20 protein-coding genes and 1 other annotated feature are annotated in these 16,511 nt (G+C 36.2%); of the genes, 14 read left to right on the forward strand and 6 right to left on the reverse strand.

Going from position 1 to position 16,511, the window contains the following annotated elements; all coding sequences use genetic code 11:
- On the forward strand, window positions 1–96 hold a 96-nt coding region (locus tag QM874_RS00005; RefSeq protein WP_195327149.1), incomplete at its 5' end, for an IS3 family transposase.
- Between the two features lie 86 nt (window positions 97–182).
- Here QM874_RS00005 and QM874_RS00010 read toward each other — a convergent pair.
- The 4 genes from QM874_RS00010 to QM874_RS00025 all read right to left on the reverse strand — a co-directional run bounded on the left by QM874_RS00010 (window position 183) and on the right by QM874_RS00025 (window position 4,996).
- Complete coding sequence (locus QM874_RS00010; protein ID WP_414315760.1) at window positions 183–923, reverse strand: amino acid ABC transporter ATP-binding protein; 741 nt, start codon at window positions 921–923, stop codon at window positions 183–185.
- Window positions 923–3,097: an ABC transporter substrate-binding protein/permease gene (locus tag QM874_RS00015; protein ID WP_414315761.1), complete on the reverse strand. Its 2,175-nt coding sequence runs from the start codon at window positions 3,095–3,097 to the stop codon at window positions 923–925. Before QM874_RS00015 ends, QM874_RS00010 begins: the two co-directional genes overlap by 1 nt.
- A gap of 169 nt (window positions 3,098–3,266) precedes the next feature.
- Window positions 3,267–4,340: a sensor histidine kinase gene (locus QM874_RS00020; RefSeq protein WP_414315762.1), complete on the reverse strand. Its 1,074-nt coding sequence runs from the start codon at window positions 4,338–4,340 to the stop codon at window positions 3,267–3,269.
- Entirely contained in the window at window positions 4,325–4,996 is a 672-nt protein-coding gene (locus QM874_RS00025) for a response regulator transcription factor (RefSeq protein ID WP_414315763.1), read from the reverse strand. Before QM874_RS00025 ends, QM874_RS00020 begins: the two co-directional genes overlap by 16 nt.
- Window positions 4,997–5,165: 169 nt before the next feature.
- Here QM874_RS00025 and QM874_RS00030 point away from each other — a divergent pair, with 169 nt between their 5' ends.
- From QM874_RS00030 to QM874_RS00080, 11 genes are all read left to right on the forward strand, one after another.
- Window positions 5,166–5,876 (forward strand): ABC transporter ATP-binding protein, encoded by a 711-nt coding sequence (locus QM874_RS00030; RefSeq protein ID WP_414315764.1) that lies wholly within the window; start codon window positions 5,166–5,168, stop codon window positions 5,874–5,876.
- Window position 5,877: 1 nt separating this feature from the next.
- Window positions 5,878–6,678, forward strand: a complete 801-nt coding sequence (locus QM874_RS00035) for a hypothetical protein (RefSeq protein ID WP_414315765.1) — start codon at window positions 5,878–5,880, stop codon at window positions 6,676–6,678.
- A complete protein-coding gene (locus QM874_RS00040; protein WP_414315766.1) occupies window positions 6,671–7,360 on the forward strand; it encodes a hypothetical protein in 690 nt (229 codons plus the stop codon). The genes QM874_RS00035 and QM874_RS00040 overlap by 8 nt, the downstream gene beginning before the upstream one ends.
- Window positions 7,361–7,650: 290 nt before the next feature.
- Entirely contained in the window at window positions 7,651–9,639 is a 1,989-nt protein-coding gene (uvrB, locus tag QM874_RS00045) for an excinuclease ABC subunit UvrB (protein WP_414315767.1), read from the forward strand.
- Between the two features lie 9 nt (window positions 9,640–9,648).
- On the forward strand, window positions 9,649–10,212 hold the full coding sequence (locus QM874_RS00050; protein WP_414315768.1) for a GNAT family N-acetyltransferase: 564 nt from the start codon (window positions 9,649–9,651) through the stop codon (window positions 10,210–10,212).
- The gene (locus QM874_RS00055) at window positions 10,178–10,675 is read left to right on the forward strand and encodes an N-acetyltransferase family protein (RefSeq protein ID WP_414315769.1); all 498 of its coding nucleotides are present in this window, start codon (window positions 10,178–10,180) and stop codon (window positions 10,673–10,675) included. The genes QM874_RS00050 and QM874_RS00055 overlap by 35 nt, the downstream gene beginning before the upstream one ends.
- Window positions 10,676–10,769: 94 nt before the next feature.
- Window positions 10,770–11,396, forward strand: coding sequence for an NAD(P)H-dependent oxidoreductase (locus tag QM874_RS00060; protein WP_414315770.1), 627 nt, complete (start codon window positions 10,770–10,772; stop codon window positions 11,394–11,396).
- Window positions 11,397–11,469: 73 nt separating this feature from the next.
- A complete protein-coding gene (locus QM874_RS00065; protein WP_414315771.1) occupies window positions 11,470–11,943 on the forward strand; it encodes a hypothetical protein in 474 nt (157 codons plus the stop codon).
- 268 nt (window positions 11,944–12,211) lie between these two features.
- A complete protein-coding gene (locus QM874_RS00070; protein ID WP_414315772.1) occupies window positions 12,212–12,442 on the forward strand; it encodes a hypothetical protein in 231 nt (76 codons plus the stop codon).
- A 497-nt stretch (window positions 12,443–12,939) separates the two neighbouring features.
- Window positions 12,940–13,371, forward strand: a complete 432-nt coding sequence (locus QM874_RS00075) for a hypothetical protein (RefSeq protein WP_414315773.1) — start codon at window positions 12,940–12,942, stop codon at window positions 13,369–13,371.
- Window positions 13,372–13,393: 22 nt separating this feature from the next.
- A complete protein-coding gene (locus QM874_RS00080; protein ID WP_414315774.1) occupies window positions 13,394–13,861 on the forward strand; it encodes an 8-oxo-dGTP diphosphatase in 468 nt (155 codons plus the stop codon).
- Here the strand turns inward: QM874_RS00080 and QM874_RS00085 are convergent.
- On the reverse strand, window positions 13,858–14,373 hold the full coding sequence (locus QM874_RS00085) for a transcription repressor NadR (protein WP_075231670.1): 516 nt from the start codon (window positions 14,371–14,373) through the stop codon (window positions 13,858–13,860). The two genes, QM874_RS00080 and QM874_RS00085, sit on opposite strands and share 4 nt — an antisense overlap.
- 18 nt (window positions 14,374–14,391) lie before the next feature.
- Window positions 14,392–14,919 carry an ECF transporter S component gene (locus QM874_RS00090; RefSeq protein WP_414315775.1) on the reverse strand — a complete coding sequence of 176 codons (528 nt, stop codon included), beginning with the start codon at window positions 14,917–14,919 and terminating at the stop codon, window positions 14,392–14,394.
- 392 nt (window positions 14,920–15,311) lie between these two features.
- Window positions 15,312–15,446: a sequence feature (ribosomal protein L10 leader region), on the forward strand.
- Window positions 15,447–15,484: 38 nt separating this feature from the next.
- Between QM874_RS00090 and rplJ the strand changes: the two genes are divergently transcribed.
- Both rplJ and rplL read left to right on the forward strand, forming a co-directional pair.
- Complete coding sequence (gene rplJ / locus QM874_RS00095) at window positions 15,485–15,985, forward strand: 50S ribosomal protein L10 (protein WP_049503273.1); 501 nt, start codon at window positions 15,485–15,487, stop codon at window positions 15,983–15,985.
- Between the two features lie 75 nt (window positions 15,986–16,060).
- Window positions 16,061–16,426, forward strand: a complete 366-nt coding sequence (gene rplL / locus QM874_RS00100) for a 50S ribosomal protein L7/L12 (protein ID WP_075229428.1) — start codon at window positions 16,061–16,063, stop codon at window positions 16,424–16,426.
- The last annotated feature ends 85 nt before the right edge of the window (window positions 16,427–16,511 follow it).

A 16,511-nucleotide genomic window follows, 5' to 3' on the forward strand; every position in this document is an offset into this window, starting at 1 on the left:
ATTGTAGACTATATTGATTACTACAACAACAAACGAATTAAGGTAAAACTAAAAGGACTTAGTCCTGTACAATACAGAACTAAATCCTTTGCTTAAATTAATTGTCTAACTTTTTGGGGTCAGTACATTTATACCTGATACAATGCGTTTTTTTGATTATAAAGACTTTTTGCCAAGTTCTTCTAGGCGTTTAGAACCTTGTCTAAAAATTCTTTAAGACGTGGATGTTGAGGGTTGTCAAAGATTTGGTCAGGGGTACCATCTTCTAGAAATTCACCGTCTGCAGTAAAGATAACACGATTGGCAACCTTACGAGCAAATCCCATCTCGTGAGTTACGATAATCATGGTCATGCCTTGCTCTGCCAATTCCTTCATAACGTTAAGAACGTCTCCGACCATCTCAGGGTCAAGGGCAGAAGTTGGCTCGTCAAAGAGCATGATATCAGGGTTCATGGCTAGACCGCGAGCGATAGCTACACGCTGTTTTTGACCACCTGATAGGCTTTCAGGAATAGCATTAGCCTTATCAGCAAGTCCAACTTTTTCAAGGAGTTCCATACCCAATTGTTCAGCTTCAGCCTTGGTCATCAACTTATGTTCTACAGGAGCGAAAGTAATATTTTCCAATACCGTCATATGGGGGAAAAGATTGAAGTGCTGGAACACCATACCGATATTTTCACGAACATGGTCCACGTTGGTTGCTTTATCTGTCAAATCATAACCATTAACCGTGATATGACCTTTTGTACCTTCCTCAAGGAGATTCAAGCTACGCAAGAAAGTTGATTTACCTGAACCAGAAGGTCCAATGATACAAACAACATCTCCTTCGTAGAATTTTGCTGAGATTCCTTTAAGGACTTTGTTTTTACCATATTGTTTATGTAAATTATCAACATCGATTTTTAATTTAGCCATTATTGAATCCTCTTTTCTAAGCGTTTTGCAAGTCTAGTAAGAAGTGTGATAATCACAAGATAGAAGACTGCGAGAATTGCATACATTTTGAAACTTTGGTAGTTACGAGCAATGATAATCTTACCAGTCTGGAAGAGTTCGACCAAACCGATTGCAGATACGATAGTTGTATCTTTTAAAGCGATGACAAATTGGTTGACGAAGTTTGGAAGCATGAGTTTGGTTGCTTGTGGCAAGACAATCTTACGCATGGTTTTACTGTATGAGATACCAAGGCTTCGACTAGCTTCCATTTGTCCGATAGGAACAGCCTTAATACCACCACGAACAATTTCAGCGATGTAGGCAGCTGAGTTTAGGGAGAGGGCGATTGTACCAGCGACAAAGTCATTGATTGGACTCTGTTGGCCTGTAAGGGATTCGATAAAGTTAGGAACTCCCCAGAAAATAAAGGCAGCAAGAATCATCAATGGAATACCACGAATTACATCGACAAAGATTTCTGAAATAAGACGAAGTGATTTATAAGGACTAACGCTAAACATACCAAAGATAATACCGATAACAATCGCAATTGCAAAGGAAATCAAAGCTAGAGAAAGGGTAATTCCAAGTCCACTTAGAAGTTGTTTGTAGTTGTTTTTCAACAAGCCCCAGATAGTAGTCTCGTCAACAGTTGATGATTCACTTGTTGAATCAGTTGCAAGGTATTTATCAAGAATCTTTTGGAATTCACCACTTGCTTTAAGATTTGCAAGACCGTTGTTGAACATTTCAATCAATTCAGGATTGCTTCCCTTTTTAACTGCAAAAGCAGTTTCACCGATTGGAGTACCTTCGATTGGTGTTTTTAATTTTTGCCCTTGACTGATAGAGTATTTAAGAACTGGTTCGTCATCCATCACAGCGTCAATTGAACCAGTGTTCAAGCTGTCATACATAGATGAACCGTCTGCAAAGGTTTTAATTTTATAACCATATTTGCTTTGATTTTCAGTTAGGAAGGTTTGAGAAGCAGTACCGTTTTTAACACCAACGGTTTTACCCTTCAAATCTTCATAAGAAGAAATGGTACTTGATTCCTTAACTCCAAGAATAGTATTAGCTGTATAGTAAGAATCAGAGAAATCAAAGGTTTCTTTACGAGCATCTGTAACAGACATACCAGCAATCATACCATCAGCTTGACCAGATTGAACCGCGTTAATAGCAGCATCAAAACCTGGGTTGGTGATTTCAATCTCGAAACCTTGGTCTTCGGCAATAGCCTTGATCAAGTCCATATCAATACCAGTGTACTGGTTGCTTGAGTTTTGGAAAACGAATGGTGCAAATGAAGAATCACTTGCGATAACGTATTTAGATTTGACTGGAGTAGCTTTTTGACCTGCGCTTGTAGTAGAAGTGAGAGAAGTTACTTGTGAACTAGTTTTAGAAGAACTTGTCCATTTATTGATAATTTTGCCCAAGCTACCATCTTTTTTCATCTGAGCTAAAGCTTCGTTAAATTCTGTAACCAGGTATTCGTACTTGCTACCTTTTTTAACTCCAAAAGCAAAGCTTCCAACGGCTTCTCCGTCCATGTTGATACTGAGATCTTGCCCTTGGTTAATAGCGTACTCGATGACTGGTTTGTCATCCATGATGGCATTTACAGCACCTGTACTTAGACTGTTATTCATCAAATCACCAGTATCAAAGGTTTTGATAGTGAAACCATATTTATCTTTGATGCTTTCTAGGAAACGTTGTGCGGCAGTACCGTTTTTAACACCTACAGTTTTACCACTGAGTTCTTCATACTTAGTGATTTTGTTAGACTTAGTCGTTGCGATGACAACTTTTGTATCATAGTATGTATCAGACATGGTAAAGACGTTTTCACGTTCTTTGGTTTTTGTCATACCAGCCATGATTGCATCTGCTTGCCCTGCTTGGACCGCATTGACAGCAGCATCAAAGCCTGGATAAGACATTTGGATATTCCATCCTTTTATCTCAGCGACTTTATTGATGATGTCGACATCAATTCCTTTATAAGTCTGGTCTGTATCTTTAAACTCAAAGGGTGCATAAGCTGTATCACTAACAATCTTGATAGTGTCCGCATTAGCATAGCCTAAAGAGAATAAGGGAAATAAAAATAATAAAAATGCAAGGATTTTTTTCTTCATGTTTAGTCTCCTTTTTAGAATATTTACCCATTATAGCAGAAAATAAAAAAGTTGGCAAATATTTAGTGTTTTGATGTAAGAAAATGTGACATGAAGTTTCTTGTAATACTGATTTTTTTGATGTAAAAATTAAAAGAAGCCGAACGCATATTGAAGAGTTCGGCTTGTTCTATATAATGGGAATGATTAGTTTGACTTGTGCACCATTATTACTATTTTCTAAGTGCATAGTTCCATTATGAAGTTTCATGACGCGTTTGACGAAAGATAAACCAAGTCCATAGTGGCTTTCTTGAGAGGGGGTTCTTGCTTGGTCATCTTTATAGAAAAGATTTCCAGCATTTTGTAATATATTTTTTGAAAAACTAGATTGGTTATTCCATATAGTTAGAACTAATTGACTATTTACTTGTGAAATTGTTAGGTGGATTTGTGCATCATCTTCTTTTTGATGTTGTATAGCATTGTTAATAATATTTGTAATTGCTCGGAAAAATAGATTGGAATGAATTGCAATTTGTGTCGATGGATTTATTGTGTTTGTAAAAATAAAGTGTGTATTTTTAGGAACTAAAGGTGTGATATGTTCCTTTAATTGACGAGTTAATTGTTGAATTGATATCTTTTCAAGTTGAATATCTTGGTCATAAAAAGTTTTGGAGTATTGGATGAAGTGATTAAAATAATCGTTTAACTGAATACTTGCTTGCTCCAGATCTTTTAGACATTCCATTACTTGGGGTGTTTGTTTGGTAGATTGTAGGAATTCAGCATTTCCTCTTATGACAGTTAGAGGAGTTCGAAGATCATGGGCAGCGCTAGATACTTGAAACATGAGTTCTTTTTTTTGTTCTTTTTCATTTTCAATCCTATTTTTTATATCGGATTGCATTTTTTCTATTAGATCATTTGTTTCAATAAATTCTTTAATCTGCAAATGGTGATTTTCATTTTTTGTGAAATATAAACCACTATGATAAACCATGTTCATTTCTTTTTGAATCTTGGTTAATAATTGTCTAATATTTGTCACAATGATAAGAATTAAAATGATGCAAAGATAAATCCAAGAACTAACGCTAAAAAATAAAGCAAAGAGATTGGCATTTTTCTCATTGATTCCAGATACAGAAGATAGAAGAGCTGGAACTATGTAGAAAAGTATAAGACATAGAAGAAATTGCCTAATGATTTTAAGGTATGTATGCTGAATGAGTTGTTTGATTGTCATTTCTTTTGCCATTTGTATCCTCCTCCCCAAACCGTTTTGATAGGATCAATTTGATGAGCCTTAAATTTTTGTCTGATTTGATAGATGTATTCGGTGATTGAACGTAGCTGTACATCAGAGCTTACAGGATAGAGGTAATCGTAAAGTTCCTCTGCGCTAAATATTCGGTTCTCATTTTTAGCTAAAAGGTAAAGTAAATCAAATTCTCGCTTAGTTAGAGAAATGCTCTTTGATTGATAATAAACTTCTTGACTATCTCGATAAAAAGTTATATCTGAAATCAATTCTTCTTTAGAGGTTTGGCACAATCTTTCCTCTCTACGAAGATGCATTTGAATTCTTGCAATCAATTCCTTTATGCTAAAAGGTTTTGTGATGTAATCATCTGCTCCAGCTTGTATTCCCTCTAGTAAATCTTCTTCAAAATCTTTAGCAGTTAGAAACAGAATTGGAGTAGTAATTTGTGAACGAATGGAGCGACAAATCTCTAAACCAGAAATAGGCATCATGACATCAAGTAAAATCAGATCGAATCCAGTAAAGTCACAAATATCGATCTCTTCTATATTTGACCGAGTTTCTACGTTAAAGTTGTTTGCTTCTAATGCATTTCCAATTAATCGTAAGATTTTTTTATCATCGTCAATTGCTAAAATTTTATACTTCATAATCCCTCCAATTACTTGTGTATATTATAGCAAACATAGAAAGTAATTTGTTAGAAATGAAAAAATAATTATAAAAATGTTTATTCTGATTTTTTCCTGATATTCTCCTGATATACTTGCTCCAAGTGAAGGTGAAATTTCACAAAAAGTCCGAAGGGAAAAAGAATGAATGATAACAATTCAAAATCTACATAAGGAATATAATAATAAAATTGTCCTACAAAATGTAACTTTCAAAGCTAAGAAAGGTGAGGTAACTGGATTGATTGGACCAAATGGTTCTGGGAAATCAACTCTAATCAGAATTTTACTCGGTCTAGAAAATAGTGAAACAGGAATGGCATTGATCAATGGCAAAAAATACTCTCAATTGGGAGATAATCCTTTTTGTGTTGTTGGATCATTCCTCGACAGTTGCCAACCTTATCCAACAAGAACAGGATTTCAGCATCTTCGGTGGATTGGCTTGGCTTGTGGTGTTAACAGAAATAGGTGCAACGAATGTTTAGACTTGGTGGGGTTAAGTGAAGCTAGAAATAAAAAAGTAAAGGACTATTCATTAGGGATGAAGCAACGTCTTGGTTTAGCAACAGCCTTATTAGCAAATCCTGATATTTTAATTTTAGATGAGCCAATCAATGGACTAGATCCAGAAGGTATACGCTGGGTACGTAATTTTTTACAATCTTTTGTCAGTGAAGGTAAAACTGTATTAATGACAAGTCATTATATGAGTGAGTTAGAATTAACTGTAGATCATTTGGTTGGTATTTCTAATGGGAAGATCGTTATTGATGCTCCTACCAAAGACATTTTGAAACAGTTTGGCTCTTTTGAGGAAGCATATTTTAAGGCACTCGAAGGGAAAGAAGGTGAATAATATGTTGAAGCGTTCCTTTTTTAGTGACCTTTATAAATATAGTAGTTTACCTACTTTTAAATTTACTTTTTTTCTTATTTTGGGTGTCAGCATATTTTTTACAATTCAAAATATCCAGGTGATAAATGCCTTAGTAGAAGGAAATAGCCAAGCAGTTAACCTTGATCCATCTATGTTATCATCGAATCCAGTCTATACAGTCAGGGATGCTCTCTTATCTTCACCCTACCAAGCAAGTGTTATTTTCTTGCCAATCTTGGTTTCACTTGTTTATTCAACCCATTACCAATTTGGAGATGATTATTTTAGCCAATTATTGATTCCTAGCTGGAAAGTTCGCCTTACTGGTTTTATTGCAAGTTCGATAGTCTTATCACTACTTTCTACTGTAATATTTTCGATAGTAAATGCTGTTATCTTACTCATTTTTCTAGATTCAACTTTAAAGAATTATTTAGAATTGATTTTGTTCTTAGATGTTACGGTAAGAGTTATGATATTTGCAATCGTTCTTACTTTATTAGCTTTACTTTTCGTAATCGTAACGAAAAAATCAATGACTGCATTAATTGCAGACGTTTTATTATTGGTAATCAGCTTATCAGGTATTCTAAGAGGAATTTCTTCTAAAATAGAAAATCTATTGCCTTTGATTGGAGCAAAGTCATTTGCATTTGGCCGAGTTGAAGGGAATCAAACAAGTCAATTCTATGGATTTGCTCTTTTAGTAGTGGAAGGAGTTGTATTCTTAGTATTGATAATTATTTTAGAAAAGATTCGAATGAGGAGGAAGAATGGCTAGTCTATTTATAAGTCTTATCGTCAAAAAATATAGTTTAAAACCCGTAAAGTATCAAATAGCCATACAATCAATTTTGGTAGGCTTTGTGTGCCTACTCAGTGTGTTACCAGTTGCAATCAATGGTACAATTTTAAATTTATCTTTAAAGCAGGCTCTTGTTTTTACATCAATGCTCTCTGTTGCTATTGGGTGTGTTAATACATTTGTAGACTTACAATCACACGAAACAAAACTAGTTTATTTGGTTAGTGGAAAAAGGACCTTAAGTTCAATGAGTATCCTGTTCGTAGAGTTATGTGATGTAGTACTACAATCAACTTTATATTTCATTGTACTGCATATATGGTTCTATTTTTTAAGTAGCGAAAATGGTGTCAGTTTAGCAGTTTTCAGTTTCTATTTGATTGGCTCCATCCAATACTTTTTAGTTTCTTATTTTTTAAGTTATTTTTTCAAAAGTCCCATGGGGAGTTTAGCTATTTTGTTGCTATTTCCTATTTTGTTACAACCGTTCATAGAAAGAGTAGCGGAACCAATGACTAGTTATCTATTTTATAATATTATTACGGATACAATACTAGGGAGAGCATCCTACTTGCAACTCTGTGTTTACCCTATGGAATTGGTGTTTTTACTTGGAGCCACTCTTTACCTTTTGATAAGAAATCAAGAAGTTCAGTAGTAAATAAAAATGATACTAATGAGCAAACCATGCTAATTTTGTAAATCAATGACGTTGATGTTTATTACGTATTGCATTGTTTCAAATAAAAGACAAGACTTTCGAAGTAATATCGAGAGTCTTGTTTAGTCTTCACTTCTAATATGAGTCCATTTAATTATATTGTAATTTAAACATGTACTGATTTACGGGATTATTTTGTTACATCTTGTATTTCCCTTTTATTCCCCAACTCAGAGAATTCTGGCGATTTATGGTAAAATAAGGTCTATATATGTGAGGACAAAGAGATGATCAATAGAATTACAGACAACAAATTTAAACTTGTATCCAAATACCAACCTTCTGGGGACCAACCGCAGGCTATCGAACAGTTGGTAGATAATATCGAGGGTGGAGAAAAGGCTCAAATACTGATGGGGGCGACTGGTACAGGGAAAACCTATACCATGAGCCAGGTGATTTCCAAAGTTAATAAACCAACCCTAGTCATCGCCCACAATAAGACTCTAGCAGGCCAGCTCTATGGGGAGTTTAAGGAATTTTTCCCAGAGAATGCGGTCGAGTACTTCGTATCCTACTATGATTACTATCAACCTGAAGCTTATGTTCCCTCTAGTGATACTTATATCGAAAAAGATAGTTCAGTCAACGATGAGATTGATAAACTTCGTCACTCAGCAACATCAGCTTTGTTGGAGCGTAACGATGTCATCGTTGTAGCATCTGTATCTTGTATTTATGGTTTGGGTTCCCCTAAAGAATATGCTGATAGTGTAGTAAGTCTGCGCCCAGGTCTTGAGATTTCTCGTGATAAACTGCTTAATGAATTGGTCGATATTCAATTTGAGCGTAATGACATTGATTTCCAGCGTGGAAGATTTCGCGTTCGTGGGGATGTGGTAGAGATTTTCCCAGCATCTCGTGACGAGCATGCTTTTCGTGTTGAGTTCTTCGGAGATGAGATTGATCGTATTCGTGAAGTCGAAGCTCTGACAGGTCAAGTATTAGGTGAAGTAGACCATTTGGCGATTTTCCCAGCCACTCACTTTGTGACCAATGATGACCACATGGAAGTGGCTATTGCCAAGATTCAGGCCGAATTGGAGGAGCAGTTAGCTATCTTTGAAAAAGAAGGCAAACTCCTCGAAGCTCAACGCTTGAAACAACGGACAGAGTACGATATCGAGATGCTACGTGAGATGGGTTATACCAATGGTGTCGAAAACTACTCACGTCATATGGATGGACGAAGCGAAGGGGAGCCTCCGTACACCCTTCTTGACTTTTTCCCTGATGATTTTCTGATTATGATAGATGAGAGCCACATGACCATGGGACAAATCAAGGGGATGTATAATGGAGACCGTTCTCGTAAGGAAATGTTGGTTAATTATGGTTTCCGTTTACCTTCTGCCCTAGATAACCGTCCTCTTCGTCGGGAAGAGTTTGAAAGTCATGTTCACCAGATTGTCTATGTATCAGCGACACCTGGAGATTATGAGATGGAACAAACGGACACCGTGATTGAGCAAATCATCCGTCCAACAGGTCTTTTGGATCCAGAAGTTGAAGTCCGCCCAACTATGGGGCAAATTGATGATCTTTTGGGTGAAATCAATGCCCGTGTTGAAAAGAACGAACGGACCTTTATTACAACCTTGACCAAGAAAATGGCTGAAGACTTGACTGACTACTTCAAAGAAATGGGGATTAAGGTCAAATACATGCACTCAGATATCAAGACTTTGGAGCGGACAGAGATTATCCGTGACTTGCGTCTGGGTGTCTTTGATGTCTTAGTCGGGATTAACCTCCTTCGTGAAGGGATTGACGTTCCTGAAGTGAGTTTAGTTGCCATTCTCGATGCCGATAAGGAAGGCTTCCTCCGAAACGAACGTGGTCTGATCCAAACCATCGGTCGTGCGGCCCGTAATAGTGAAGGGCATGTCATCATGTATGCTGACACAATGACACAGTCTATGCAACGCGCCATTGATGAAACGGCTCGCCGGCGTAAAATTCAGATGGCTTATAATGAAGAGCATGGCATCGTACCACAAACTATTAAAAAGGAAATTCGTGATCTTATTTCTGTTACCAAAACTGTGGCTAAAGAAGAGGACAAAGAAGTCGACATCAATAGCCTTAACAAACAAGAACGCAAAGAATTGGTCAAGAAACTGGAAAAACAAATGCAAGAAGCCGTCGAAGTGCTTGATTTTGAACTCGCAGCCCAGATTCGTGATATGATGCTGGAAGTCAAGGCTTTGGATTAGGGGAATAGTATGATTTATTTAAGAAAGTTAAAGAAAGAAGATTTGATGTCTTTATGGGAAATTGCTTATTCACAATCTAATCCAATTTGGAAACAGTATGACGCTCCCTATTATGACGATTATCAGTATTTTCCTAATTTTAAAGAATTTAAACTACAAAAATTAGAATCCACTCTAAACAACTCAAATCGCCTTGGTATTTTTGTTGATGATAAACTAGTTGGGACTGTTTCGCGCTACTGGGTATGTAAAGAAACAAGATGGATGGAATTGGGAATTTGTATTTATGACAACAAATTTTGGAACTCTGGAATTGGAAAAGCTGCTATGCTACAGTGGATAAATCGGACATTTCAGGATTACTTGGAGTTGGAGCATCTTGGTTTGACAACTTGGTCAGGAAATTTTGGTATGATGAAATTGGCTGAAAAATTAGGAATGAAAAAAGAAGCTCATATTCCAAAAGTTCGTTATTATCAAGGTGTTTATTATGATAGTATTAAATACGGCATTTTGAGAGAAGAATGGAAGGAATCAAATGGTCATCACTGTCAAACAGATGGAAACTTCTGAAGAGATAGAAGGAAAATCTCTCGTTCATTGGCAAACGTGGAGAGAGGCTTATGACGATCTTTTACCCGCGGAATTTCAGGAGACGATGACATTAGATAGATGTCGTTTCTTTAGTCAAAAGTATCCAGAAAATACCTTGATTGCGATGGATGGAAAGATGGTCGTTGGATTTATCAGCTATGGAAATTTTCGTGATGAGGCTATTCAAGCTGGTGAAATCATTGCCTTATATGTTTTAAAAGATTACTATGGAAAAGGTGTGAGTGAACAGTTAATGCATGCTGCATTTGTTGCTCTCGATCATTTCTCTGAAATTTATTTATGGGTATTGAAAGATAATAAGCGTGCCATTGCTTTCTATCAAAAAATGGGTTTTACTTTTGATGGCCAAGAAAAAATACTTAAACTTGGAAAACCTGTTAAGGAATTGAGGATGATGTGTTCTTCAAATAAAAATTCCTAAAGGACGTATCTATCAATCTTTGAACCATTATCAACTAATCAAGTATAAAAAGTGAAATAGATAGAATGAAACAAAGAGATGAAGGAGAAGATGAATGAAAATTCTAGTCATCAATGGACACCCTGATAAGGAAAGTTACTGTCAGGCTATTTTTCAAACCATTGAAGAAAACATTGACTCAGGCCGCCATGAACTTGAAGTGATCAAACTCAATGAAGAAGACTTTGATCCTGTTCTACGTTATGGTTATCGAAAACGTATGGAAGAAGATTTTTTTATCCTTCGTTCTCAGGAATTAATCCAATGGGCAGATCATTTCATCTTTATTTATCCTATTTGGTGGAGTAGTATGCCTAGCCTCATGAAAGGCTGGATTGATCGTGTCTTCACACCTGGAATTGCCTACTCTGCCAATGACCAGGGAAGTTTTATCTGGAATTATCTAAGAGGCAAGCAGTTTAAAAAGTTGTTAAAAGGGAAAACAGCCAGTATTTACGCAACCTCCATGGCGTCCACTTGGTGGTACAAAATCTTTTCGGGTCCTATCAACATTCCAGATAGCTATGGCATCTCTGTTTTGAAAAATGCGGTCTTGAATCACTGTGGGATTAAAACTAAGCGCGTGTGCGTACTAGGTGAAGTTGGACGGGATGTGAATACAGCAAGTATGCGTGAAGAGCATCTCCAAAAAGTAGCAGCAGAAGTGAAGAAACTATCATGAAACAAAAAAGTAAGAGGCAGAAAACATTAAAAAAAACCAGAAATCAAAGCGAAAGATTGGTTTACTAGATCGCATGAATCTGTGGTTTGTGCAACATTCAACAATTGCCTGGATCCTTGATGCAAGCGTTCTGTTCTTTTCTGCTCTAGGAATATTATGTCTATTGTACGGGACAACCCTTATTCCAAGTCCCTATCGGGAACTGCATTATAGTTTTCCACTTTATTTAAATATCGTTCTTTTGGTGAATGCATCTTATCATACTTTCCTTCGTACCTTTAGGAAAGACTGGATTTCCTTGCGAAATTTTGCAGAAGTGTTTTTATATCCTAACGGAATTGCTTGTGCATTACAGTTAACGATTGGGATGACCTCTAAAAGAGGAACAAGATTACTTCCGATATGGGCATTAGACTATCGCTATATCTGGTTTCCCCTCGTTACTTATTTTATTTTCTTTCTAGTGCCTATTGTGACAATTATAATTTCCAAGTATATTGAAAAGAAAAAGAGAATAGAAGAAAATGGGAAAAATACAATCAAATAAAAGTAACAAAAGAAAGTCAAATACAAAAAAGAATCTATCAAGTAAAGAAAGTTTTCGGCTTTGGATGGATTCTCATAAATTATTAGGTTTCTTCTTGGTCCTTGGTCTTTTTTTAGGAATAGGCTTAGGTGTGACTCTAATTTTCAAAAGCCTTCCTATTCCTGAGCCATACAGAGATATCAACTATAGTTTTCCAATATATATAAATCTTTTCTGTCTGGTCTATAGATTATTTGACTATTGGTTCTTAGACTTGTCAAGGACAAGGATGACAATAAAAAGATATGCAGATTTATTTATCTATCTTAATAGTATCGGTTTAGTAGTCCATCTCTTTATTGGGATTGGTGGGAAAAATAGTAAAGGAATTTTGCCTTCTCTCTTATCTCTAGACCACCGCTACATCTGGTTTCCTATTGCAACCTATCTAGTCTTTTTCTGTCTAGCAACCTTAGCCACTCTCATGATCAAATATGTAGAAAAGAAAAGGAGTAAATAATGTTCAAATACCTGAATGTGTTTAGAATTGTCTATCTTATCCTTCTGACCTTTGTTCTTGTTCATTGTTGTCTTGGATTGTTTGGTTTATCTTTTACTCCTGGTCCATGGAATTTTTGGTTCCTTTGTTTGTGTCTTATTTTATTGATTCACCCCTGGGTTCTTTACTATAAAAAGAGAGGATTTGAATGGTACCACATAATCTTTCAGTTATTGAGCACATATGTTGCTTTTCAAATTTTTATACTTACTTTCTTTTTCTGCTCCGTGGATGATCATCCTATTATTCCGATAAATTTAGATTATAAAGTTGAAAATAATGAAATTCTCATTGATAAAGGATTCTTTATTCATCGCTATTATGAATACCATGATTTGGTAGCTCCATTAATTATGAAGACGGAAATTAAATATACGATAAATAGAGAGTTTTAATCTCAGGAAAATAAGTGAAATTTCCCTTTCGCCTCTAAATAATACTGAAATAGAGTTTAAATTATGATGAAATATCTAAACGTTTTTAGAATAATTTACTTATTCTTATTAGCCTTTATGTTTGCTCATGTTATTTTAGGACAGTATGGTTTGGCCTTTACCCCAGTCTTGTGGGATATCTGGTTCTTTGGTCTTTGCTTAACTTTATTTATTCATCCCTGGACCATCTTTTATAAAACGAGAATTTTTCAGTGGCATCATCTAATTTTTCAGACTCTCAGCGGCTTCATTGCACTCTTGATCTGGTTTATGACATTTTTCTTCTTTTCCATGGTCCCAGATTCATCTATGCCTATTAATATAGACTATCAGGTGAATAGTAAAGAAAAGGAAATTAGAATCATTAGAGGATCTTTGCTCCATGAAATTCATGAATATCATGACTTGATTAATCCTTTGATTATGAAGTCTAAAGTTAAGTATGTAGAAAATTAAACATTAGAAAGTGAGTCTATGTATGTCTCGAGCACAATTAACAATTCTAACTAATATTTGTCTGATTGAAGATCTTGAAAATCAGCGCGTAGTTATGCAGTATCGATCGCCTGAAAGCAACCGCTGGTCTGGCTATGCCTTTCCAGGAGGTCATGTTGAAAATGGAGAAGCTTTTGCAGAATCTGTTATTCGTGAAATTTACGAGGAAACAGGTCTGACGATTCAAAATCCTCAACTTGTCGGCATTAAAAATTGGCCCCTAGATACAGGTGGGCGCTATATAGTCATTTGTTATAAGGCAACAGAGTTCTCTGGGACCCTTCGCTCTTCAGATGAAGGGGAAGTTTCTTGGGTGCAAAAAGACCAGATTCCAAACTTGGATCTGGCCTATGATATGTTACCTTTAATGGAGATGATGGAAGCTCCGGACAAATCTGAATTTTTCTACCCTCGCCGTACAGAAGACGATTGGGAAAAGAAAATCTTCTAATCCTTTACTAAATAACCTAACTTATCCAAGGCCTTCTCGATATAGAGGAGGTCTTGTTCATTTTCAGCTTCGACTAGGTGATAATGGACGCCATCTGTTAATTCAGAAAGTGGTCTAAAGTCAGACCTTTCGACTTGCTCTAAAAAATGCTGAACGTCCCGACGACAAGAGAGTTTGAGCAAGGTTTCAATTTCACCGTAGACAGGATGATCAATCAAGGTATTCTGAACACGTCCTCCATTATCGACGATAGCTAGAAGTTCTTGACCGATTTCTTCCATCTCGTGCTTTACTTTAAACAGCTTGTGAACATACGGACTGGTTTTGCTTTCTTTATAAATATAGCCACGATTGGTTGATAAGATAGGAGCACCATCTGCACGAAGAACAGCAATGTCCTGAACGATAATCTGGCGAGTGACATGAAAATGTTCTGCTAAGCTTTTTCCGTTTAGAGGTTTTTGAGCTTCTTTTAAGAGTTGTAGAAGTGCTTCTTTTCGATTTTTTGTCATATTCTTCTTTCTTAACGCTTAACGGCGTTTTCTCAATGCTTTATAAACAGCCAAGGCTAGATAATAGTCTACCATACTATGGATAATAGTACCAAATCCAACCAAGACAAACAAGACATAGAACATATTTTTTAGGTCGGTTCCGGTGCTAGCATAAAAAATCATACAAGCCAAGACCTCAGCAATAGCATGAACCAAACCTAGGATAAAGTTAAAAATCAATGAAGATTTCTTATTGTCCAAGGTTTGAGGATGTTTTTGAAGATAGAAAGCACCCAGACTTCCAAAAAAGATATGGGAAAAGGCACGAAGTACGATAACAATCGGATACCCAGCCATGAGAAATCCTAAACTAGAAGCTATAATAACAAAGATAGCCATCCAGGGAGAGAGAAACATAGCGATAAAAATAGCAACGTGACTTCCTAAAGTGTAGGAAGCGGGAGGAATGACAATTTTAAAGGGCATGACCAAAGGAATCAAAATAGCGATAGCGGTCAGTATAGCTGTAAATGTCATAAATTGTGTTTTCTTTTGTGGATTCATAATAACTCCTTTTTATCTGTATATACAGTTGTATAGTACAATAAATTTTTGATCAAGTCAAGGGGTAAAATTACATTAAAAGAAAATTTCAGTTAAAGTATGGTAAAGAATCTATGAGAAGTCTGTAAGGTTTAGTCTTCTAGGAAATCTTAACAAAATTTTGGATAGGTATTCATTTGACTAAAAGTAGTTATTTTCTTGAGCTCTAGCTTTGAGATTGAGATCCATCTGTGGTTCATTTTATACATGATTTTAAAAAATGAGGTGTCAACTCTATGGAATCTAGATTAAAACACCTAGAATTTTCTATATAAGGAAATAAAAAGAAAAGAAATTTTAAAAAAATAAGCAAAAAACTCTTGCTTTTTCATTTACAATGTGCTATACTTATAAATGGTTTGAAAAAACTGCCTAAGACAGTAGGGGAGCTTGACTCATAAATATCCTACCGAGGACAAAACGTATCATGTAAAAGAAGCGTATTGTACTTTCGTGTCTAGGTTTGGGCGCGTTTTTCTTTTTGAAAAATTCCCCAAGCAAAATAATTACGGAGGTGAACACACTAATGAGTGAAGCAATTATTGCTAAAAAAGCAGAACTAGTTGACGTAGTAGCTGAGAAAATGAAAGCTGCTGCATCAATCGTCGTTGTAGACGCTCGTGGTTTGACAGTTGAACAAGATACAGTTCTTCGTCGTGAGCTTCGTGGAAGCGAAGTTGAGTATAAAGTTATCAAAAACTCAATCTTACGTCGTGCAGCTGAACAAGCTGGACTTGGAGAATTGGCATCTGTTTTTGTTGGACCATCTGCTGTAGCATTTTCTAACGAAGATGTTATTGCACCAGCGAAAATCTTGAACGATTTTGCTAAAACTGCTGACGCACTTGAAATCAAGGGTGGTGCAATCGAAGGCGCTGTCGCATCAAAAGAAGAAATCGTTGCTCTTGCAACTCTTCCAAACCGCGAAGGACTTCTTTCTATGCTCCTTTCTGTACTTCAAGCGCCAGTGCGCAACGTTGCTCTTGCAGTCAAAGCGGTTGCAGAAAGCAAAGAAGACGCAGCTTAATCTTAAGCTACGCAGCGTAGCCTAGCTACGAAAAAAATAAAAACTAATTTTAAAACTTATTTGGAGGAAATAACAATGGCATTGAACATTGAAAACATTATTGCTGAAATTAAAGAAGCTTCAATCCTTGAATTGAACGACCTTGTAAAAGCTATCGAAGAAGAATTTGGTGTAACTGCAGCTGCTCCTGTAGCTGTAGCTGCTGCTGGTGGCGCTGAAGAAGCTGCTAAAGATTCATTTGACGTTGAATTGACAGCTGCAGGCGACAAGAAAGTCGGTGTTATCAAAGTTGTACGTGAAATCACTGGTCTTGGTCTTAAAGAAGCTAAAGAACTTGTTGATGGTGCACCAGCACTTGTTAAAGAAGGTGTTGCAGCAGCAGAAGCTGAAGAACTTAAAGCTAAATTGGAAGAAGCTGGAGCTTCAGTTACTCTTAAATAAGAAGCACATAGCAATTTGAGAGCGGAAGCCCGATTTACCAGTCTTTTAGAGCTTATAGCGATTTAAAGAAACTGATAATTTGATT

The sequence above is a fragment of the Streptococcus infantis genome, assembly GCF_047463615.1.
Lineage (GTDB): Bacteria > Bacillota > Bacilli > Lactobacillales > Streptococcaceae > Streptococcus > Streptococcus infantis_X.